The sequence below is a fragment of the Arcobacter aquimarinus genome, from assembly GCF_013177635.1.
Taxonomy (GTDB): Bacteria; Campylobacterota; Campylobacteria; order Campylobacterales; family Arcobacteraceae; genus Aliarcobacter; species Aliarcobacter aquimarinus.
In genome coordinates this window covers 702,379-722,916 of the sequence record NZ_CP030944.1, presented here as the reverse complement: position 1 = coordinate 722,916, position 20,538 = coordinate 702,379, and the positions used below count along the sequence as shown (strand labels likewise).

Annotated in this window: 17 protein-coding genes; 4 read left to right on the top strand and 13 right to left on the bottom strand. The window is 26.0% G+C overall.

The features are described from left to right. The first annotated feature begins 2 nt into the window (after positions 1 to 2). Entirely contained in the window at positions 3 to 434 is a 432-nt protein-coding gene (locus AAQM_RS03595) for a globin domain-containing protein (protein WP_129094802.1), read from the top strand. A gap of 138 nt (positions 435 to 572) precedes the next feature. Continuing rightward, on the top strand, positions 573 to 3,128 hold the full coding sequence (locus tag AAQM_RS03590; protein ID WP_129094803.1) for a putative bifunctional diguanylate cyclase/phosphodiesterase: 2,556 nt from the start codon (positions 573 to 575) through the stop codon (positions 3,126 to 3,128). A gap of 8 nt (positions 3,129 to 3,136) precedes the next feature. Here AAQM_RS03590 and AAQM_RS03585 read toward each other — a convergent pair whose 3' ends face one another. From AAQM_RS03585 to AAQM_RS03555, 7 genes are all read right to left on the bottom strand, one after another. After that, positions 3,137 to 4,438: a SagB family peptide dehydrogenase gene (locus AAQM_RS03585; protein WP_129094878.1), complete on the bottom strand. Its 1,302-nt coding sequence runs from the start codon at positions 4,436 to 4,438 to the stop codon at positions 3,137 to 3,139. 148 nt (positions 4,439 to 4,586) lie between these two features. Beyond that, complete coding sequence (locus tag AAQM_RS03580; RefSeq protein WP_129094804.1) at positions 4,587 to 4,796, bottom strand: hypothetical protein; 210 nt, start codon at positions 4,794 to 4,796, stop codon at positions 4,587 to 4,589. A gap of 70 nt (positions 4,797 to 4,866) precedes the next feature. Continuing rightward, a complete protein-coding gene (locus AAQM_RS03575; protein WP_129094805.1) occupies positions 4,867 to 8,052 on the bottom strand; it encodes an NAD-glutamate dehydrogenase domain-containing protein in 3,186 nt (1,061 codons plus the stop codon). Between the two features lie 76 nt (positions 8,053 to 8,128). Continuing rightward, the gene (gene ybaK / locus AAQM_RS03570; protein ID WP_129094806.1) at positions 8,129 to 8,596 is read right to left on the bottom strand and encodes a Cys-tRNA(Pro) deacylase; all 468 of its coding nucleotides are present in this window, start codon (positions 8,594 to 8,596) and stop codon (positions 8,129 to 8,131) included. Next, a complete protein-coding gene (locus AAQM_RS03565; protein ID WP_129094807.1) occupies positions 8,580 to 9,665 on the bottom strand; it encodes a DNA alkylation repair protein in 1,086 nt (361 codons plus the stop codon). The genes ybaK and AAQM_RS03565 overlap by 17 nt, the downstream gene beginning before the upstream one ends. Positions 9,666 to 9,670: 5 nt before the next feature. Beyond that, entirely contained in the window at positions 9,671 to 9,994 is a 324-nt protein-coding gene (locus AAQM_RS03560; RefSeq protein ID WP_129094808.1) for an antibiotic biosynthesis monooxygenase family protein, read from the bottom strand. Between the two features lie 87 nt (positions 9,995 to 10,081). Then, the gene (locus AAQM_RS03555; RefSeq protein WP_129094809.1) at positions 10,082 to 11,398 is read right to left on the bottom strand and encodes a pentapeptide repeat-containing protein; all 1,317 of its coding nucleotides are present in this window, start codon (positions 11,396 to 11,398) and stop codon (positions 10,082 to 10,084) included. 415 nt (positions 11,399 to 11,813) lie between these two features. Here AAQM_RS03555 and AAQM_RS03550 point away from each other — a divergent pair, with 415 nt between their 5' ends. Then, positions 11,814 to 12,467, top strand: coding sequence for a class I SAM-dependent methyltransferase (locus AAQM_RS03550; RefSeq protein WP_129094810.1), 654 nt, complete (start codon positions 11,814 to 11,816; stop codon positions 12,465 to 12,467). A gap of 129 nt (positions 12,468 to 12,596) precedes the next feature. On the opposite strand, the gene AAQM_RS03545 is transcribed toward AAQM_RS03550, so the two are convergent. From AAQM_RS03545 to AAQM_RS03535, 3 genes are all read right to left on the bottom strand, one after another. Next, positions 12,597 to 14,951, bottom strand: a complete 2,355-nt coding sequence (locus tag AAQM_RS03545) for a TonB-dependent siderophore receptor (protein ID WP_129094811.1) — start codon at positions 14,949 to 14,951, stop codon at positions 12,597 to 12,599. 102 nt (positions 14,952 to 15,053) lie between these two features. Then, on the bottom strand, positions 15,054 to 16,031 hold the full coding sequence (locus AAQM_RS03540) for a FecR family protein (protein WP_129094812.1): 978 nt from the start codon (positions 16,029 to 16,031) through the stop codon (positions 15,054 to 15,056). Further along, positions 16,032 to 16,505, bottom strand: a complete 474-nt coding sequence (locus AAQM_RS03535) for an RNA polymerase sigma factor (protein WP_129094813.1) — start codon at positions 16,503 to 16,505, stop codon at positions 16,032 to 16,034. 169 nt (positions 16,506 to 16,674) lie between these two features. Here AAQM_RS03535 and AAQM_RS03530 point away from each other — a divergent pair, with 169 nt between their 5' ends. Beyond that, on the top strand, positions 16,675 to 17,736 hold the full coding sequence (locus AAQM_RS03530; RefSeq protein ID WP_129094814.1) for an agmatinase family protein: 1,062 nt from the start codon (positions 16,675 to 16,677) through the stop codon (positions 17,734 to 17,736). A gap of 28 nt (positions 17,737 to 17,764) precedes the next feature. Here AAQM_RS03530 and AAQM_RS03525 read toward each other — a convergent pair whose 3' ends face one another. The 3 genes from AAQM_RS03525 to AAQM_RS03515 all read right to left on the bottom strand — a co-directional run bounded on the left by AAQM_RS03525 (position 17,765) and on the right by AAQM_RS03515 (position 20,463). After that, positions 17,765 to 19,066, bottom strand: coding sequence for a 2-isopropylmalate synthase (locus AAQM_RS03525; RefSeq protein WP_129094815.1), 1,302 nt, complete (start codon positions 19,064 to 19,066; stop codon positions 17,765 to 17,767). Between the two features lie 180 nt (positions 19,067 to 19,246). Next, positions 19,247 to 20,032 carry an AraC family transcriptional regulator gene (locus AAQM_RS03520; protein WP_129094816.1) on the bottom strand — a complete coding sequence of 262 codons (786 nt, stop codon included), beginning with the start codon at positions 20,030 to 20,032 and terminating at the stop codon, positions 19,247 to 19,249. Next, positions 20,029 to 20,463, bottom strand: a complete 435-nt coding sequence (locus AAQM_RS03515) for a GNAT family N-acetyltransferase (RefSeq protein WP_129094817.1) — start codon at positions 20,461 to 20,463, stop codon at positions 20,029 to 20,031. Before AAQM_RS03515 ends, AAQM_RS03520 begins: the two co-directional genes overlap by 4 nt. Positions 20,464 to 20,538 lie beyond the last annotated feature (75 nt).

The window sequence follows — 20,538 nt, the reverse complement described above, 5'->3', positions numbered from 1 at the left end:
AAATGCAATTTACTATAACTCAAGGATTAGTAGGAACAAGACCTCCTGTTGTAAAACCAAGTCCAGAAGTTTTAAAATTCTTAGGTGAAGAAGGAATGAGAAAATTAGTTTCAGACCACTATGATTTATTAAGACAAAGTAATATAAAAGGATTATTTCCTCCAACAGATGAAGGATTTGCCCTAGCAAAACAACACTCTGCTGATTTTTTTATTCAAATCTGTGGAGGACCTGATTATTTTAATCAAAACAGAGGAGCTCCAATGATGGCAGCACGTCATCAACCATTTAGAATAACTCCAGAAGCTAGAAGAATTTGGCTTGAATCTTATATGATGGTTTTAAAACCTTTAGATATGCCTGATGATTTAAAACAATCTTTTTGGAACTATCTTGATATCTTCTCAATTTGGATGATGAATACTCAAGAATAGAAATTTGAAGAAAATGGTTTAAACACCATTTTCTCAAATAATAATTATTATCTTCTCATTAAATCAATATTTTTTCATCTTTAATAATGTTTTTTGGACTCTTATTTTATAATCTTACAATTTCTTTTAGGATTTCAAATGCAAAAAAGCTTTAAAAACTATATTTTCTCTCGTCATATAATTTTAGCTACTTTAATTTTCTTTGTATGCTTTATTTTTAGCACTTACTTACATACAACTATTACAAAGCAAGAATCTTTAAGCCATTCAAAAGCAATATCAGACCAAATCTTTTCTTCTATGTATCAAGTTATGAAAAAAGGTTGGAGTAAAGAAGATGTTGAACTATTTACAAACTCTTTAAAAGATAATTTTGAAGATAGTAATTATGAAATAAATATTTATAGAGCAGATATTGTAAATGAACTTTTTGGAAAAATAAAAGAGAAAGAAAAAGATACAACGTTAGTCGACGTTTTAAATGGAAAACAAATTCCTTTAGAAAATTTTGATAATAATATTATTAGAAGACTAAATCCACTTATTGCAACAAATGAGTGTAAATCATGTCATACAAATGCAAATGTAGGTGATGTTTTAGGAGTGATTGAAGTAAAACAGGATTTAAACTCTGTATTTACGCAATCTTTTTACCAATTTATAGCATTTTTTATAATTATTATTCCTTTATTTTATATTATTGCTTTTATCTCTTCAAGATATACAACTAGAAAAATAACACAAAACTTAGATCTATTTAATAATAAAGTAGAAAACATAAACTCTATTCAAGATTTTAAAGAGTTTGATTCAAAAAATATTGATTTATATTTTGGTGAATTTAATAAAATCCTTAAAAATGTTGATTTTATGGCTGAAAGATTAAAAAATGTTGCCGTTGATAAAGAGTTATTAGAATTTGAAATAAAACTATTAGATAAATTTATTATCACTTCAGATGTTGTAAAAGACTGGAAAGAGTATATTTGTGATTTATTAATTGAAATAAATAAAATCATGGAAACTTATACTTTAATGACTATTTTTAGAGTTGGAGAAGACCAGTTTGAAGTAGATATTTTTTGGTTAGGAATGCCAAAAGAGAATCAAAAAGAGTTGTTTAATAACTACATTTCAAAAATTGTTAAAGAGGCTGAATATTTTGAAGGAATGACAGATTTTACAATAAAACACATTGTTGCAGACAAAAATAGATGTATTAATAAAATGGATGAAAATGCCCTTGAATATAGAACAAAATCTCTATTTTTAGATAGTCCAAAAATTGGAGGAATTGTTGGTATTGGTTTACAATCTGTATTTTCAAACGACCCAGTTAGATATATTGTTATTGATTCTATTTTAACAACTATGGCAAATTTAGTTGGTTCGGTTAAAGCTATTCATAAATATACTCAAGATTTAGAGTATTACGCAGCACGTGATCCACTTACTGATTTATTTAATCAAAGAGTATTTAATGACATGATGGCGTATGAGATTAAAAGAGCTAAAAAGCACAAATACTCATTTGCACTTATGATTATAGATTGTGATAATTTTAAACTAATTAATGACAATTTTGGTCATGCATTTGGAGATAAATTTTTACAAACAATAGCTAACATTCTAAATGAAGAAAAAAGACCTGAAGATATTGTTGCAAGATACGGAGGAGATGAATTTACAATCATTCTTCCTGAATGTGATGAAAATGGAACTTTAGCTGTAGCAAATAGAATTCTAAAAAAGATTTCTAGCACTAAACTTATCGCTCCTGATGATTCTAAAATAGGAATAACTATTTCAATTGGAGTTTGTGTATATCCAATTCATTCATTATCTCAAAAAGATATGTTTATAATAGCTGATTCTATGATGTATCAAGTAAAAGAAGAGGGAAAAAATTCTATAAAAATTCCAAACCACATGGATGTTTCTTCTATTTTAAAACAAAAACAAGAGAAGTCTTCACTTCTTATAAAAGCAATTGAAAATGACCAAATAGAAGCATATTTCCAACCTATTCAACCTTTATCAAATAATAATAAATTAGTTATTCATGAACTATTAATGAGAATACATCAAGATGATAGAGTTGTTTCAGCCTATGAATTTATAGAAATCGCAGAGGCAAGAGGATTGATAAATACTATGGATTTAATGGTTATTGAAAAAGCCTTCAAAAAAATTCAAGAGAGTTCTTATGAAGGTATTTTATTTATAAATTTATCTCCAAAATCTTTAATAATGGGTGATTTTATAAATAAAGTTAATAAACTTATCGATAAATACAAAATTGAAAAAGAAAAAATTGTATTTGAAATAACAGAAAGAGAGACTGTTAAAAACTTCTCATTACTAGAAAAATTTGTTCATACTTTAAAATCTGAAGGTTATAAATTTGCTATTGATGATTTTGGTTCTGGGTTCTCATCATTTCACTATATTAAAAAATTCCCTATTGATTATATTAAAATAGATGGAGATTTTATTATAAATATCAATAAAGATGAAAAAGATAAAGCCTTTGTAAACAGTATTATTACTCTAGCAAAAGAATTAGAAGTACAGACTATTGCTGAATTTGTAGAAAATGAAGAAATAGAAAAAGTTTTACAAAAACTTGAAGTTGATTATGCACAAGGATATCATGTAGGAAAACCTTCTCAAAAGTTTGTCTGTTTTAAATAGACAAACTTTTAATTCCCAATTGCAAGAGCATATAAAACCATCGTCTGTTCTTCTAAAAGTTCACAAACTTCATCATCATAATAAGCTCCTATTCCACTACAAGATATTTGTAAATAATTAGAAGCTAAATATAATCTATGACCAATAATCCCAGCTTTTTGATAAGCTTCTTGATAATTTTGACTTTTCGAAGTAAGAAAAAATGTAACTGCACTATCTTTTCCTAAATCTTGCTCTAAACATAAATATCCTGCTTTTTGTATAAAGTCTCCATTTTTTACTAATTTTCCATTTCTATAAAGTCCCAAAGGTAATCCTTCTACCCTATTTATAGTATAAAAAATATCAACTTGCTCATCACAATCACTTGTTATTGGCTCATTTAAAATATTTAAAATTGATTCAAATTCAAGTTTAGAAATAGCCTGTTTTGTGAACTCTCTAATCGACCTTCTTTTGAAAATCGTATCTTGAAATTTCTCTTTTTGGAAATAAAAATTTGATTTTTTATTCTCTATACTTTTATCTTTTACTTTTAAACTATCTTTATAAGCTTGTTCTATCAACTCATTTTTTACAAAAAAAGAGATTTTTTCTTCTTCGTAACTGCTTCCATCTATTGTAGGAACATTTAAATTAAAAGAGTTTTTCTTCCCTTGTTTTTTCTTTCCTACTAAACAAATAGAGTTAAAAAATTCTTTTTCATCAAAAGAAAAAAAGCTGTTTAAATTCTCTTTAGAAAAATCATAAATAACTTCAAACTCTTTATCAAATAAATAAGCACTAGCTTCAATACTTCCTATTAAATGCCCTGCATCTAATAAACAATACCTAAATGCTCTATTTTTATATTTCCATGATGAACGAAAATATAAAGATGAAATAAAAAATATAAAACCTTCAACATAAAAATCAAAACATAAAATATTTTCTATTCCTTCATCTTTCTCTATTTCTTGAAGTTTCACAGCACTTGAAGTTGAAACTTCAAGATGATAAATTCCATCTTCAAATCCATCTACATTTCTTACTTGAAAATATATTTCATTTGGATATAAAGCTCCTGCACTAGGATTTACTCTTAAATAATATTCAATTCCCGGATAAGTTTTTTTTGCTGTAATTCCTGAAACTAAATATAAAAAATTGTAATTTAAATTTTGTGAATCTAAATGGATTCTTTGAAAACTTTCTGAATAGTTTTTAAATCTATTAGGAGGATTATTCCAATCTATACGATTTGGATTTGTTCGTACTGATAAATAAGAGTGTTTTGTATTTTGATGATATTGATTTAATTGAACTAACATTTGCATTTAATATAAGACTTATCATCTGTTTTTTTCATTTAAATTTCCTTTTATTTTAAAAATATTTGTAAATTATGTGTAGTATATTAGAAGTGCCCTTAGATAAAAGAACTTGAAAATTTTCAAATTCTTTTATCTTATTAGGGTTTTATTTTTTAGTAGTATTTATACCTGGATTTTCAGGAGTTCCCACATAGTCTGTTGGAACTGATGTTGATTTGAAGTAAACCACAAAAGCAGCTACAACTAAACAAAGAATAATTACTAATCTTACAGTGTTCTTTTTCTCTTTTGACTCTTTTCCATTATAGTCATCAATATTATGTAAACTAGGTTCACCATTATTTAACTTACTCATAATTAACTCCTTTTTAAAGTTTTCATTAGTATATCTAATAAAAACTTTATATATAAATTATAAAATTTTCTTATATTAAAGACACCATCAATTGATTTACAGTTACAGCAATATCTTTTAACTCTTTATTCTCTTTTGTCATAAATGTATCTAAATGTTCCCTAATTTTATGAAATTTATCTTTTTCATTTGCTATAAAGTTTGTAAAAGCAACATCAGGTGCTTCATTTACCCTTTGAAAATCTAATACCCTTTTTGTGTAATGAACAACAATATACTCAATAAATTGTAAAACTTGATTTCTAAGTGCCATATCCACAGAATTTGCTATTTTTACTTTATTTAATGACATTATCATTTCTAAAATATTAAATTCATGGATTAATGAATAAAATAAAACTATTACATCTTTGAAAGAATGGGGAGTATTCTCTTTTATAATAATAGCTGCAATTGCAAATCTTAAATAATCAATAACACTATAAAATTTATTGAAAGCATCATCATCTTTTATTAAAACTTCAACTTTTTGTTTATGAACTTCTGATAATAAAGTAAAAAGTTCCGTTTTATGGTCAAGTATATGAGCTGCATCTAATTGATTTTTTTGAAGATACTTTACCATCCATTTTGTACTTGCATATAAAATATATTCAAGTTTATTTATAAGTTTATATTGAACATCAACACTCATAATAGTATCTTGGTCATATATTTTTTGTCTTATTTCTTTTGAACCAAATAAAAGTTTTACAACTAGATATGATTTTATTTTCAATAAAAATTTATCATTTCCAAGTTTTGCATAATCTGATAAGAAAGTTATTCCTTGATGATTTATTACAATATCAGCCATCATTGTAGCAATGATTTCTCTTTTTAATGGATGATTTATAATTTGTTGTTCATAAGCTCCCACAAATGATTGAGGGAAATATCTAAACAAATATTGTAATGCAAATGGCTCATCAACTAAAGTAGAATCCAATAAAATTTTCTTCATAAAAATCTTACTATATGATAATAAAGATGATAAAACAGGTCTAACGATAGAACCATTTATATCAATAATATCACTTAAATTTTCATTTTTAGGAACATAAAAATCTCTTCTATTAAAAGCTTCTACATTATTTTCTAAAACTTCTATTGATTTTATATAATCATTTGGATATTTTCTTGAGAATTGCTCATCAATAGAAATCATACAAGCTTGGTCATAGTTGCTTTTTAAAACAAGTTGAACTACTTGTTCTTTTAATGAATGAAGTGTTTCATTTGCTTGTTTTTCATTTAAAATACCTTGATTTTTTATGATATTAAGTAAAATTTTCAAATTTACTTCATGGTCTGAAGTATTAACTCCACCTGCATTATCAATTGCATCTTGATTTATTCTTCCGCCATTTAATGCATACTCCATTCTTGCTTTTTGAGTAAATCCTAAATTACCACCTTCACAAACAATTTTTGCTCTTAAATCACAGGCATCAACTCTTACAGCTTCATTTTGTTTATCACCTAAATCAAGATTATTTTCATCACTTGCTTTAACGTAAGTTCCAACTCCTCCATTAAACAATAAATCAACATCTAAAGTTAAAAGTTTTCTACATAACTCTTCACCTGAAATACTCTTTTTTGTGCATTTAATAAGCTTTTGAATCTCACTGCTTAACTCTATTTCTTTATCACTTCTTTTAAAAATCCCACCACCTTTTGAAATCAATGATAAATCGTAATTTGCCCAACCACCATCACGTGATTCAAAAAGTCTTTTTCTCTCTTGATATGATTTTTTAATATCAGGATTTGGGTCAATAAATATCTCTTTTTGAGAAATAGCTCCAACAAGTTTGAATTTTTCAGATTCAAGCATACCATTTCCAAAAACATCTCCACTCATAGAACCAATTCCAACAACACTAATTTCATCTTTATGAATATCAATTCCCTCTTCTATGAAAAATCTAGTAGTTGAAACCATAGCACCTCGCGCTGTTATTCCTAACTCTTTATGTCCAAAACCATTACTTCCACCACTTGCAAAGGCATCACCTAACCAAAAATTTCTCTGTTTTGCTATACCATTTGCAACATCACTCATAGAAGCCGTTCCCTTATCAGCTGCAACTACAAAATAAGCATCATCTTCATCATAACAAACAACATCTGGATTTTTAACAACTTCTCCATCAATCATATTATCAACTAAATCAAGATTTGCATTTATATAAAATGAATAAATCTCTTTAAAATAATCTTTTGTAACTTCACTTGAATCTTTATTTATTACAAACCCACCTTTAGCTCCATTTGGAATAATAATAGAGTTTTTACCTTCTTGAGTAATCATCAATGATTTTACTTCTTGTCTATAATCATCATGTCTATCGGACCATCTTAGTCCTCCTCTTGAAACCTTTGTCATTCGTAAATGAACTCCATAAAAATCACTGTGATAAATAAAGTTTTCTAAATTTGGCTGTAAACCTTTTAAATCTTTACCAAATGTTTTAGTATCAATTTTGAAAGAGATAGTTTGTCTATTTAAAAAGTAGTTTGTTCTTAAAAGAGATTTTAAAAGTGATAACATCAAATTCAAAATTCTATCATCTAAAATATGTGGCACAAGTTTTATTTTTTCTTTTATATTTTCTTCTATATTTTCAAGTTGATTTTTTCTATTTTTTATTTTTGGATCAAATTTTGTTATGAAATACTCTATAAATAAAGCTGTTATTTCATGATGTGTAGTTAAAGCATTTAATATTGCTGCTGTATTTATAGTAAGTACAGCTTGTCCGATATACTCTATAAAAGCTCTTAGTATATTTATCTTTTTTAAATCAAAATTCTCTTCATAAACTAATGAAAATGCTTTTGAATGTTTTACTGTTGTGTCTTTTAAAGAAAAAGTTATTATATCTTCAATGTTACTTTTTGCTAATTCAATTTTTTCTAGATTTGGATTACTTAGATTAAATCTCGAAATAAAAATAGTATCTTTTTTATCCATAACATTATATGTAACTTCATCAATTATTTCAAAACCAAAATTATGTAAAAGCGGTGTTATATGGGATAAAAATAGTTGCTCTTTTGAGAAAATTTTTATATATTTTGAGCCTTTATTATCCAAGATTTTTGTAACAATTTTATTGTTTATAACTTCTTGAAAAAGTTCTTCTTCAACAACTAAATCTTCAGTTGTTAAAATTTGAGAACAAATAGCATTAATATCGTGTGTAGCCATATTTAAATCCTTAAAAAAGAGTTTTTTATAGATACTACCTTTTAAATCTTAAATATTTGTTAAATAATTATTATTTTTAAGAAACTATTTTTCCAATCTTTGCATTTAGTAATTTTTTTAAATCATTGGGATTTACTTCTATATCAACACCTCTTTTTCCACCACTTATAAAAATCGTTTTAAAGGTATTTACACTTTCATCCAAAACTGTTCGATGTACTTTTTTTTGACCCAAAGGTGAAATTCCTCCAAGTAAATAACCAGTTACTTTTTGTGCTTCATCTTTAGCAGCCATCACAGCTTTTTTAACATCAAAAACAGAAGCGACCTCTTTTAATGAAAGCTGATTTGCAACAGGTAAAACACAAACTACCAACTCTTTTGGTGTTAATTCTACAAGTAAAGTTTTATATACTTGATTAGCATCTAATCCCAATTTTTCTACAGCTTCATCACCAAAATTTGTACACTCAGGGTCGTGGTCATATTTGTGAATTTTAAAATCACACTTATTTTTTTTAAGTAAATTAATTGCGGGGGTCATTTAAGAAAAATTCCTTTTTTAAAACTTCTACACCATTTATCAAAATTCCTATGAAATGCGTTCCAATATAGTGTTTTCTCGTTGTCATATTTTTAAAACTCTGTTTTTTTTGAAATATTTTTTTTGTTGATTCTATATGATTTTGACTAATCATAAAAACTTTTTTATTATGATTATTATTTGATTTTAAATAATAAATAACATATTCAACTCTAATATTTCCAATAAGTTCATCTGAACTTATCTCAAATGAAAAATTAAAATCTTCATTCAAAAATATAGTTTTATCATAACAAAAATTCGTGAGATTTATATGATGAGATTTATCAAAATTAAACAAATCTAATACTTCTTTATCCCCTTTTTTCAAAAGTGTACGACAACCATGTTTACAAATCCAATCAAGTTCTTTTGAAATACCTAGATTTTTTTCTACAAACTTTCGCACCAAATCTGGATTATCTTTTGAGATATCATTTAGATTATTTGCTACAGATTTTTGAACATATTTTGAAGTATCATTTTTTAGGAATTCTATTATTTCTAAAACTTTTGCAGGATTTTGCTTGAATTTTGGCAAAGCAACTGCCCAAGGAAGTCTTGGACGACACCCTTCACTAGCTAATCTTCTTATATGTTCATTTTGTGATTTTGCCCAAAGTTTCATTTGCTTCATAGTTTTATCTTCATATTTCAAAATAAACTGTCTTATTGCAAACTCACTACTTGAATTTACAGTAAAAATTTCTAAAGCTTTTAGTGATTCATCTAAATCATCAAGCCCAAAAACTTCTACAAAATCTTGAAAAATCATAGCTTCAAGTCCACCAAAATCCTTTTTTACTTTTTTTAGTATTTCAAGTTGCTCTTTATATGTAAAAGGTAAAAATTTATGTAAAGTTGTAGAGATATATCTCATCCTTGCTTTTAGTTCTAAATCTTGCCAAGTATTATCAAAAATAGAGTTTATAAAATCTTCTTTTTTAAAATCAGAATAAATTGATAAAAGTTTATTTGATAGTTTTTCAATAAACTCTTTTGAATATAAATTTTTTAATTGTTCTGCCATATTTTCTATCTATCTTGGAAATCACTTGATTGTAAAGTGTAATCTCTTTTTACCTCAACAACTCGTATTCTATAATCTTTAAAAATTGACTCTCTACCTTTTTTTTGGGCTGCAAAATGGTCAAGATTTTTCTTCCAATTTAAAATTGATTTTTCATCTTCCCAAAAAGATAAAGATAAAAGCTTGTTTTCATTTACCAATGATTGAAACCTTTCAATTGATATAAAACCTTCTTCCTTTACTAACTGTTCTTTTAAAATAGCTGCGATACTTAAATATTCATTCTTTTTGTTTTCTTTTATTTCAACTTCAAATATTACTCCGAACATCTTTTTTCCTTTTAAAATTTATTTTATTATAGTGTAAAATAGTTTTTCAAATAAAATATATTTCATTTTGAAAGATTTTATTATCATCTATTTTCTTCTTGTATTTTGACGAATAGAGATAATTAATTGATAGATTAGATATGCAATGATAATTTTATAAATCAAACCACTAAAAGTTAATTCTTCATTTCCTGTCATTATTGAAAATGGATTTAATTTGTTGCTAAAACATTTTAAAAGCCAATCCCCTGAAAAAAAAGCATAAAAAATATAATATATTCCAATATAGCAAAATTTATTTATTTTTTCATATTCAATAGTTAAATAACTTCCATAAACAAATCCTATAAAAATCAATAAATCTATTAAAATATAATCTACAATATGAGTTAAATAATGGGTATTAACAAAATCCATTGTTAAAAAAGAGAATGTAAATGAAATTATCCAAAATAGAGCTAAAATCCAATCTTGTGAATGATTTGAAGCTAAACCATGAATTTTAAAAACTAACCATTCAAAAAAATTTTCTTTAAAATCTAACTCTTTTTCTCTTGATTTCATCTCTAAAGCATAAAATTTATTGGCTTCAATAATATTGTTTTGTTGTTCAAAAGAGTCTTTTATTATTCTTGCTGTTTCACGATTTGAAACATCTGTTTTAATTTCTAAAAAATTTGCTTTTTCTTTAAAAATTGCATCTTTTAAATTTATTGAATCTATAAACTCAGAATTTCTAAAGATAGATAGTTTCTCAAAAGTAGTATGTTTAAAATCTACTTTTTTATTAAATATTGTTTCAGTAAAAACTGATATATCTTCAAATGTAGTCTTATAAAAATTAATCTCATTAAAACATGTTTTATTAAAATCAGCTAAATCTTCAAATGTTGTATTTTCAAAATTTACATTTTCAATCATCGAACAATTTTTAATTCTAACTTTTGAACCTATTTTAAATGTAACATTTTTTAAAATTAAGTTTTTGTTAAAAGTACAATTTATAAAAGTAAGTCCTTTTTCAATATCATTTTTTGATAATTCAAAATTAGCTAAAAATTTACATTCTTTAAATTCTAATTTATGTATATATTTATATAAAGATATTTCATCTTCAAAAGTACAATTTTCAAATTTTAAAGAATTATTTATATATTCAAATACTATTTTTCTAGGACTTTGTTTAGCTAAGCCTTGCGATTCAAATTTAGGAAATACAACATTTTTTATTACAAATAAAATTTGTATTGAATCATATTTTTCATAGAATATCTTCCAAAATAAGTTTATATTTCCTTCTGATTTATCCCAGTTTTTATTTCCATTATCATCAATTTCATACCAATCATCTTTTTCACAATGTAAAATACATTTATCACTATCATTACAACTACATTTACTCATATTTCTACTTTTTTCTATTTTAATTTTTTAATATTATCACAATTTTATTTTCATAATTAAAATTAACTTTATTATTTTCTTAATTATTCTATGATTCAAAATCAAAAAATATCATATATTATATTAGTATTAAGATTTTCTTCTAAATTCCTTTTATTGAAAATACATCTTTTGTCATTAAAAACTTAGATAAATTTGCTTTAAAATAATTTTTTGGATAGAATCAATCCAAAGGCAATATATGGGTTTGAAAATATATTGTTTACCTTTATTTATAACTATATTTAAACTCTACTTTATATAAATCAAACTTTTTATTAAGCCAAAAAAATTTAAGGAATTGCGATGAAAAAACAAAATATGAAACCTATGAAATGGTTAAATTTAGAAAAAGTATTAGAGCTTTACCAGAGTCATGAAAAATATTAGATTTAAATATCAAACCATTGAGTTTGGGGAAGATGATATTCATCTAAGGACATTGAAAGATAAACAACAATTTAAAGATGAAAATAAAATAGCTGAAAAGCTAGGTATTTCAAGTGCATCTTGGTCACTTTTTGGAGTTCTTTGGCCTTCTAGCGAAGTTCTAGCTAATTTTATTTATGACTATGATTTCAAAAATAAAAGAATCTTAGAGGTTGGTTGTGGCATAGGCTTATCAAGTCTGATTTTAAACCATCTCGACGCTGACATAACTGCAACAGATTATCATCCTGAAGCTGAAAAATTCTTAGATATTAATACAGAACTAAATGAAGATGAAGAAATACCTTTTGTAAGAGTAGATTGGAAGAATAACTATTCAGATAAATTAGGAAAATTTGATCTTATCATAGGTAGTGATTTATTATATGAAAGAAACCATCCTGAATTATTATCAAGTTTTATAAATGCCCATGCAAATTTGAATTGTAAGGTTATTTTAGTAAATCCAAATAGAGGATATCAAGCTAAATTTACAAGCAAAATGGAAAAATATGGCTTTAACTGTATATCATTTGAACCTGAAAATACAGATTATTTAGATGAACCGTATAAAGGAAAAATTTTTAAATATTCTAGATAATAGCCTGTGGATTTTAGTTGAAAGAGTTTAATTTTCATAATTCTTATCGGATAAGAAACGAACACATAAATATTAATCCACAGCACTATAAGTTTAAGTTTATAAAGGAAGATTCCTTCCTTTATATTTTTAAAATGAATAGTTTAAAGTAAGAGTATAATTTCTTGGATCTCCATAAGAGATTTGATTATAAAATCCTATATTTGCATAATATTTTTCATCAAATATATTATTAGCATTTAATTGAACTGATAAATTTTTATCAAATTTGTATTTAGCCATTGCATTTACTAAAATATATGATTCTTGCTCAACTCCATTATTATAAGTTCTATCTCTCCAATTTGCTCCAGCACCTAAACTAAATTTATCCCAATTATATTTTGAAAAAACATTAAAAGTTTTTCTAGGGAATGAAGTATTTATGTTATTAGCATCAGTATCTTTTGCTTCAAATTGAGAATATCCAACACTTAAATTCCAATTATCAGTAATTTCTCCATTTATATCAATTTCGAACCCTTTACTTGTTGTTCCTTCTGCCGCGATACTTGCTTGTGTTGTAGTACCTGGAATAAAAGCACCACTTGGATCTGTTTGGGCTAAATTATCTTGTTCAATTCTAAAAACTGAAAAACTTGCATTTAATTTATCTTCAAAAAATAATCCTTTTATACCAGTTTCATAGTTTTTGCCTTCAATTGCATCTAGATATTTTCCATCTTTATCTCTTGCATTTTGAGGGTTAAAAATATCAGTGTAACTTGTAAAAATAGTATAATTATCATTGATGTTATAAACTAAACCTGCATAAGGTGTTAAAATATTATTATAATCATAGTTTTGAGTTTGACCATAATAATATAAATCTCTCTCCCAAGTAGTGATTCTACTTCCAGCAATAAATTTTAAATCATCAGTTATAGAAAATCTACCAACTAAATAAGCTGCTGTTTGTTTGACATTTGAATCAACAACTTGATTTGAACTTCCCCATGTGGGTTCGACAATACCAGTAAATGTATAAAAATTACTTATAGTTCTATCAAAACTACCAGAAATAGGGGGAATATTATAAGCTTCTAAATTTTGTTTACTATACATAAGTCCAGCTACTATTTCATGATCTAATTTATTTACTTGAAAAGGTATAGAAGCATACATATCAATATTGTATTGTTTTTGAGAAGAATCATAACCTTGAATAGAAGATGCAGTCAATCCACTTCCTGTATCTTTATCTAACTTTCCTGAAATATAAGAAAGTTTTGATTCTCCTTTATTATTAGAATATGAATATGCTCCATATAATTTTATATCATTGTTAAAATAATGCTCAATATTTGTAAAATAGTTTTTATTTTCCGAAGACCAATATGTCCAATCAGAAGCAGTTGATTTTGATCTATCCCAATTTGTAGACGTTCCATCACTGAATTTTGAAGGTAATCCACCCCACATACTTCCTCTTGGATCATTTTTTTGGTAACCTGCACCAAGAGAAACTCTTGTATTATCTGTTATATCTGCATCAACAACTCCATATAGAACTGTTTTTTTATTTTCATAATAATCTATAAATGATTTTTTTTCTTCATAGCTTGTTGCAATTCTAGCTCTTACTTTTCCTTTTTCATCAAGTGGGGTTTGAACATCTAAAGTACCTTTATATTTGTCCCAAGACCCACCTTGGAAAGAAACATCTCCTTTAAATTCTTTTGAATCTGCATGTTTTCTTATTAAATTTATAGCAGCACTTGGATTTCCAGCTCCTGTTAATAATCCTGTTGCTCCTCTAACAACTTCAATTCTATCATACATAGTTAAATCTTGAGAAGTTTCACCTGTCATAAAGCCATTTTCATAAGTTGTTGTTACACCATCAATTTGATAATTATTTATTCCAAATCCTCTAGCAGAATAACTATTTCTTTCACTATCCAAATTATTAGAACTAAGTCCCGTAACACTATTTACAACATCTGTTATATTTGATAATCCCATATCTTCTATTTGTTGTTGAGTAACAACACTCACCGATTGTGGAGTTTCTTTTATAGATAAATCCAGTTTCATTGCTGTATTCATACTTCCTGTTGTATAGGAATTAGTATTTTCAGTATTTTTTCCTAAAGTATACACCTCATTTATATTAATATCTTCAAGTACCGTTCCACTTCCCACAACTACTTTTTTCTTTATAATAATCGCCCCATCTTCGATAACTGCTTCTAAACCACTATTTTTTAGTATCTCATCTAAAGCATTTTTTGTTCCTTTTATATCTTTTATTGCATTTGAGGTTTTTCCTTCAAAAAGTGCACTATTTGCGATATATGGTTTATTTGCTTTTTTTGAGATTGTTTCAATAGCATCTTTTAAAGATTGTTTTTCTATTGAATAAGTCAAATCATCTGCCATTGCACTTGAATATAAAAGTAAAGCAACCGCAGGACTTAATAAACTTTTTTTGAATAAATTCATATAAATTTTCTCCTTGTGTATTCTAAAACAATTTTAATAATCATTCTTAATTACATAAGAGTAAATTTTATAAAAAAAACGGACATAAATTTCAAAGAAAATTTAAAATTTCTTTGAAATACTTATCTCATCAGCTTTTTTATCTACTTTGATAGGATATATTTTTGTGATTGTTTTCAAAAATATATCAAGTTGAGTTGAAGAAAATTCACCTGTTATATAGTAAGTTTCAAGCTCTTTTGATAAAAAAGAGATATTTATATCACTATATTTTGAAAACTCTTCCAATGCTTCTTTTAGAGTTGTTTTGTCTAAAACTATTTTATTTTCTCGCCAAAGAGCTATCTTATTTGGATTTATATTTTCTTGGTTTGTAATATTGCCTTGTTCATTTAAATATGTTATGCTATTTTCTTTTGTAAGCAATTTTTCATTTTGTTTATCAAAAAAGTATTTTGTAAAATATGTTTTTACAATCCCCTCTTCCACATTTATAGTTGTATTATCTTTTTTATGTATTACTTCAAATTTTGTTCCAACTACTTCTATATTTATATCATTACTTTTTATGATAAATACTCTATTTTTATCCTTTGCAACTTCAAACATAACTCTTCCTTCTTTCAAAGTTACTTCTCTTTTTCCATTGAAAAACTCTATATCCAAAGCTGTTTTTGCATCAACAAAAATAGTAGAACCATCAGGAAGCTTCTCTTTTAAACTTCTTTTATCAGTCATCAAAGATTGTGAGAACTGAACTTTAAAATTATTATCATAGATTTTAAAAGCTGAAAAACAGAGTACAAATAAAACAGCTGCTGCACTTGAAAAATATCTTATTTTTTTTGAAAATCTCTCTTTTCTTATCTCAAAATGCACATTATCACTAAGATTTTCTTTATTTTCTTTTGATAATGATTTTGCCATTTGATGTACAAATTTCATACGATTATATATTTTTTGATGAAGTTCTTCTCTTATCCAGTTTTCAAACTCAATTTTTTGATTTTTATCAAATCCCTCTTTTTCACATGCTATCCAATATATAGCTTCTTCTTTGATTTTAATTTCACTATTCATTTAAAATCCTCTCTTTGCTAATTCTTCTTCTATTTTTATAGTTGCTCTTTTTATGAGCTTTTCAACTGCATTTGATGTTATATTCAAAATCTCAGCTATCTCTTTTCTACTATAACCATCAATCGTAAATAAAATAAAAGCTTGTTTAGCCCTAGGAGAAAGTTCTTCTAATATTTGCATAAAAATCTTCTCTTGATCTTCTATTATTAATACTTCTTCTGGTTGTTCATAAGTTGGTGAGATATGAGAATTTTCTTCATATTCTGTACTCTCAATTTTTTGATTTTCTAAAGCTTCTTTTATCACTATATTTTTTACTATTTTATACAGATAGGCTCGTTCATTACTTATCTCATATTTATCTTTAATTTCAAGAACTTTGCTATAAGTTTCTTGGATTATATCTTTTGCTTTTTCTTTATCTCCCACTTGTTTTTGGGCAAAATATAAAAGTTCATTATAATATCTAAGCATTTATTTACCTAAAGTTTTTTGATAAAGATTATCATAATGTCTCTTAAAAAGATTTTCATAAAATTACTATCATGACAAGTAAAACTTATAATAAATAGAGTAAAAACTACAAATTAACTTAACTATTTCCAAAATTATTTTATAATTAAAAAAAATATTAGGAAATATTATGTCTTACAGAACTTTAGAAGAAGAAATAAAAGTATTAGAATTAGGATTACCTCCACAAGAAGGTGATGGATTTATTGGTGGAAGATTAGACCCAGAAGAAGCTAGTTTAGTTTTGATTCCTGTTCCTTGGGAAGCGACTGTTTCTTTTGGAGAGGGAACTGCAAATGCTCCTGATGCTATACGAACTTCAAGCCATCAACTAGATGTTGAAAACTTTCATTATATCAAGCCATATACTGCTGGTATTGCTATGCTTGAAACTGACAAAAGTTTACATAAGCTTAGTAACAAAGCAAGAAAAAAAGCTTTAAAAGTTATTGATGCACTTGAAAATGGTGACATAAATGAAAAAGCATTAAAATATGTAAATGAAGCATCAGCTACGTTAAACTCTTCAGTTTATGAAAAATCAATGGAACAAATAAAAAAAGGGAAATTTGTAGCAGTTGTTGGAGGAGATCACTCATCACCTCTAGGACTTATCAAAGCTTTAAATGACACTCAAACTGAATCATTTGGAATCTTACACGTTGATGCTCACCACGATTTAAGAGAAGCTTATGAAGGTTTTACTTACTCTCACGCTTCAATTTTTTACAATGTGATGAATGAATGTCAAAATGTTTCAAACTTAATTCAAATTGGAATTAGAGATTATAGTAATGAAGAAGCAACTAGAATGATTAACTATGGTTCAAAAGGTGCCTGTTTATATGATACTTTAATGCAATCAGAACTTGCTAGTGGAAAATCACTTGAAGAGGTTTTTGCTCCTTATATAAATCAACTTCCACAAAATGTTTATTTATCAATAGACATTGATGGTTTAGAGCCTTTAAACTGTCCAAATACAGGAACTCCAGTTCCTGGGGGATTGAGATATGGAGAACTTGAACATCTTATTTTTATGATTGTAAAAGCTGGAAAAAATATCATAGGATTTGACCTTTGTGAAGTTGGCGATAGTGCTGATGGTTGGGATGCAAATGTTGGCTCACGTGTTTTATACCAATTATGTGGCGCATTACTTGCAAGTCAAGGAAAAATCGAATATAGATAAAATTAAAAGTAAGTTTTAAAACTTACTTTTAACTATTTAACTTTTTATATAGTTCGATTATTTCTTCTTTTTCTAACTCTCTTTTTAATTTATCAGATTCTTCTTTTATAACTAAACCAAATTTTATAGCTTCATCTTTGTTCATATTTACACCTAAAAATTCACTTATTATAAAACTAGTTCCACCTTTTCCCGATTGAGAGTTTACACGTATTACTTTTTCATACCCTCTTTTTATATCTTTTGGGTCGATTGGCAAATATGGTACATTCCAACTTTGGCTATTTGTTTGTCTATAAAAATCTATTCCTTTTTTGATAGCATCTTGATGTCCACCACTAAAAGCAGTAAATATCATATCACCAATAAATGGATGTCTTGGATGTACAAAAAGTTGTGTTTTTTCTTCATACATATCTTTTACCTCATCAATTATTGATAAATCAAGTTTTGGGTCAATTCCTTGTGAATAGATATTAAAAGCAAAATTTATTATGTCTAAGTTCCCTGCTCTTTCACCATTTCCAAACAATGTTCCTTCAACCTTATCTGCCCCTGCAAGTACAGCTAACTCAGCACTTGCCACAGAAGTTCCTCTATCATTGTGTGGATGAACACTGATTATCAAAGCTTCTCGATTGTGTAAATTTTTACACATCCACTCTATTCTATCTGCATAAACATTCGCTGTACAAGCTTCAAGAGTATTTGGTAAATTTATTATCATCTTATTTTCTTTTGTTGGTTTTACCACATTTATAACTTCATTACAAATTTTTACAGCAAACTCTAAAGTAGTTTGAGAAAAACTTTCTGGTGAATATTGATAAGTTACCTTTCCTTTAAAATCCTTTGTTAGTTCAACTAAATATTGCATAGCTTCAATAGCCATTTGAATTATCTCATCATCACTTTTTTGAAAAACAACTCTTCTTTGAAACTCATTTGTTGGATTGTATAAATGAAAAATTCCATTTTTTACATCTTTCATAGCTTCTACACTTTTTTTAATCCACTCTTTTTTTGCAGGAATTAAAATCTGAATAGCCACATCATCAGGCACTAAATTCTCTTCGATTAATTTTCTAGTAAAGTTAAAATCTGTATCACTAGCACTTGGATAACTAACTTCTATTTGTTTAAAGCCCATTTTTACTAAAGTTTTAAAATACTCCAATTTTTGCTCAACTGTTAAAGGATTTATCAAAGCTTGATTTCCATCTCTTAAATCTACACTACAATAAATTGGCGCGTGAGTTATAGTTTTATCTGCCCACTCTCTTTTAAAATTTTGCACAATAGGATATTGTTGATATTTTTTGAAACTCATGGTTTACTCCGTTATGATTTTTATTTTTTGATTTATTTTTTTATGTTTTAAGTATTAGAAAGTTTTGAGGCAGAGGAGAGAAAAAGAGATAATTTGTTTTATAATATTTACATCCATGATAAACTCCTTTTTAAATTTTGCAAATTATAACTTTTACAAAAAATAAAATCTTGTACAAAATTAACATTTTGAAAAAATATTTTTTTGATACTCTTTTGGTGTAATTTGAAAGATTCTTTTAAAACTTCTATTTAAGTGACTTTGGTCAAAAAAACCACTATTTTGTGCTATTTGTGAAATAGAGATATTTGAAGATAATAACTCTTTTGCAAGATGTACTTTTTTGTTTAAAATATATGAATGAATTGGAAGTCCAAACTCTTTTTTAAATACTCTTATTAGATGAACAACTGTTAAATCAAACTTCAAAGCTAACTCATCTAAGATAAACTCTTCAAGATAATTTTCATCTAAATATTTTTTTATATTCATTGCTAAAATTGATTCTTCTTTATAGTTTTGTTCTGTTTGTTCAAAAGAGAAAAATGCAAGACAAAATAGATAAAGATTCTCTTCTTTTTCTATCAAAGAGATTTTAATATCAAGTAAACAATCACATAGTTTTATAAAACTTTTATAGATATTTTTATTTTTGATTAGTTCAAAAGCAGATGAAAAATTAAAATCTAAATTCTTTAAATAATCTTTTTTCAAATACAAAATATAACCATCTTTTGATTTTTCATTTGTTGTTGCACTATGGGGAATTTGACTATTTATGATAGCTATTTCATTTGGTTTTACTGTTATTGAAGTGTCATTAAAAATAAGAGTTAATGAACCTTTTTTTATTGCAGTGATTGTAAGTTCTTCGTGTAAATGCATCTTTACACAATCTTCGATATCTTCTACATATCGTAACTCTATAAAGTCTAATTTTGGATTTTTAAAGATATCTGATTTCATATATTTAGTTTCATATGTAAAAGAGGAAAAGGTTTTCCAAAACCATCTTTTTCACTTCGATTTATAACTTCAAAGCCTAAATATTTATAAAAATTTACTGCATTTGGATTTTGTTCATTTACATCTAATTCATTGATATTATGATTTTTTATAACATATTCTAAAAGTTTTTTCCCAATACCTTTTTTAAAATATTTTGATTTTATAAAAAGCATCTCGACCTTATTTTCATCAATTCCAATAAAACCTAAAATATTTCCAAACTCATCTTTATAAACATATAATTTAACTGCATATAAATATTCATTTAAAATTTTTGGTCGAAAGAAGTTTATATTTGTTTCTTCTAAAAAAGTATGTGTAGCTCTTACTGAATCTTCCCAGATTTCAGTAAGAATTTTATATTCATTTTCTTTTGCTTCTATAATCATAATCTTAACTCTATCCTAAAATCAAATTCTTTGCTTTTATATATTATTTTTCTAATATTTTAAATTTTCGTAAAT

What these genes read in the sequence shown, in the direction of transcription:
- AAQM_RS03595 (WP_129094802.1), top strand. Translation starts at nt 3, where the DNA reads ATGCAATTTACTATAACTCAAGGATTAGTAGGAACAAGACCTCCTGTT.
- AAQM_RS03590 (WP_129094803.1), top strand. Translation starts at nt 573, where the DNA reads ATGCAAAAAAGCTTTAAAAACTATATTTTCTCTCGTCATATAATTTTA.
- AAQM_RS03585 (WP_129094878.1), bottom strand. Translation starts at nt 4,438, where the DNA reads ATGTTAGTTCAATTAAATCAATATCATCAAAATACAAAACACTCTTAT.
- AAQM_RS03580 (WP_129094804.1), bottom strand. Translation starts at nt 4,796, where the DNA reads ATGAGTAAGTTAAATAATGGTGAACCTAGTTTACATAATATTGATGAC.
- AAQM_RS03575 (WP_129094805.1), bottom strand. Translation starts at nt 8,052, where the DNA reads ATGGCTACACACGATATTAATGCTATTTGTTCTCAAATTTTAACAACT.
- ybaK (WP_129094806.1), bottom strand. Translation starts at nt 8,596, where the DNA reads ATGACCCCCGCAATTAATTTACTTAAAAAAAATAAGTGTGATTTTAAA.
- AAQM_RS03565 (WP_129094807.1), bottom strand. Translation starts at nt 9,665, where the DNA reads ATGGCAGAACAATTAAAAAATTTATATTCAAAAGAGTTTATTGAAAAA.
- AAQM_RS03560 (WP_129094808.1), bottom strand. Translation starts at nt 9,994, where the DNA reads ATGTTCGGAGTAATATTTGAAGTTGAAATAAAAGAAAACAAAAAGAAT.
- AAQM_RS03555 (WP_129094809.1), bottom strand. Translation starts at nt 11,398, where the DNA reads ATGAGTAAATGTAGTTGTAATGATAGTGATAAATGTATTTTACATTGT.
- AAQM_RS03550 (WP_129094810.1), top strand. Translation starts at nt 11,814, where the DNA reads ATGAAAAATATTAGATTTAAATATCAAACCATTGAGTTTGGGGAAGAT.
- AAQM_RS03545 (WP_129094811.1), bottom strand. Translation starts at nt 14,951, where the DNA reads ATGAATTTATTCAAAAAAAGTTTATTAAGTCCTGCGGTTGCTTTACTT.
- AAQM_RS03540 (WP_129094812.1), bottom strand. Translation starts at nt 16,031, where the DNA reads ATGAATAGTGAAATTAAAATCAAAGAAGAAGCTATATATTGGATAGCA.
- AAQM_RS03535 (WP_129094813.1), bottom strand. Translation starts at nt 16,505, where the DNA reads ATGCTTAGATATTATAATGAACTTTTATATTTTGCCCAAAAACAAGTG.
- AAQM_RS03530 (WP_129094814.1), top strand. Translation starts at nt 16,675, where the DNA reads ATGTCTTACAGAACTTTAGAAGAAGAAATAAAAGTATTAGAATTAGGA.
- AAQM_RS03525 (WP_129094815.1), bottom strand. Translation starts at nt 19,066, where the DNA reads ATGAGTTTCAAAAAATATCAACAATATCCTATTGTGCAAAATTTTAAA.
- AAQM_RS03520 (WP_129094816.1), bottom strand. Translation starts at nt 20,032, where the DNA reads ATGAAATCAGATATCTTTAAAAATCCAAAATTAGACTTTATAGAGTTA.
- AAQM_RS03515 (WP_129094817.1), bottom strand. Translation starts at nt 20,463, where the DNA reads ATGATTATAGAAGCAAAAGAAAATGAATATAAAATTCTTACTGAAATC.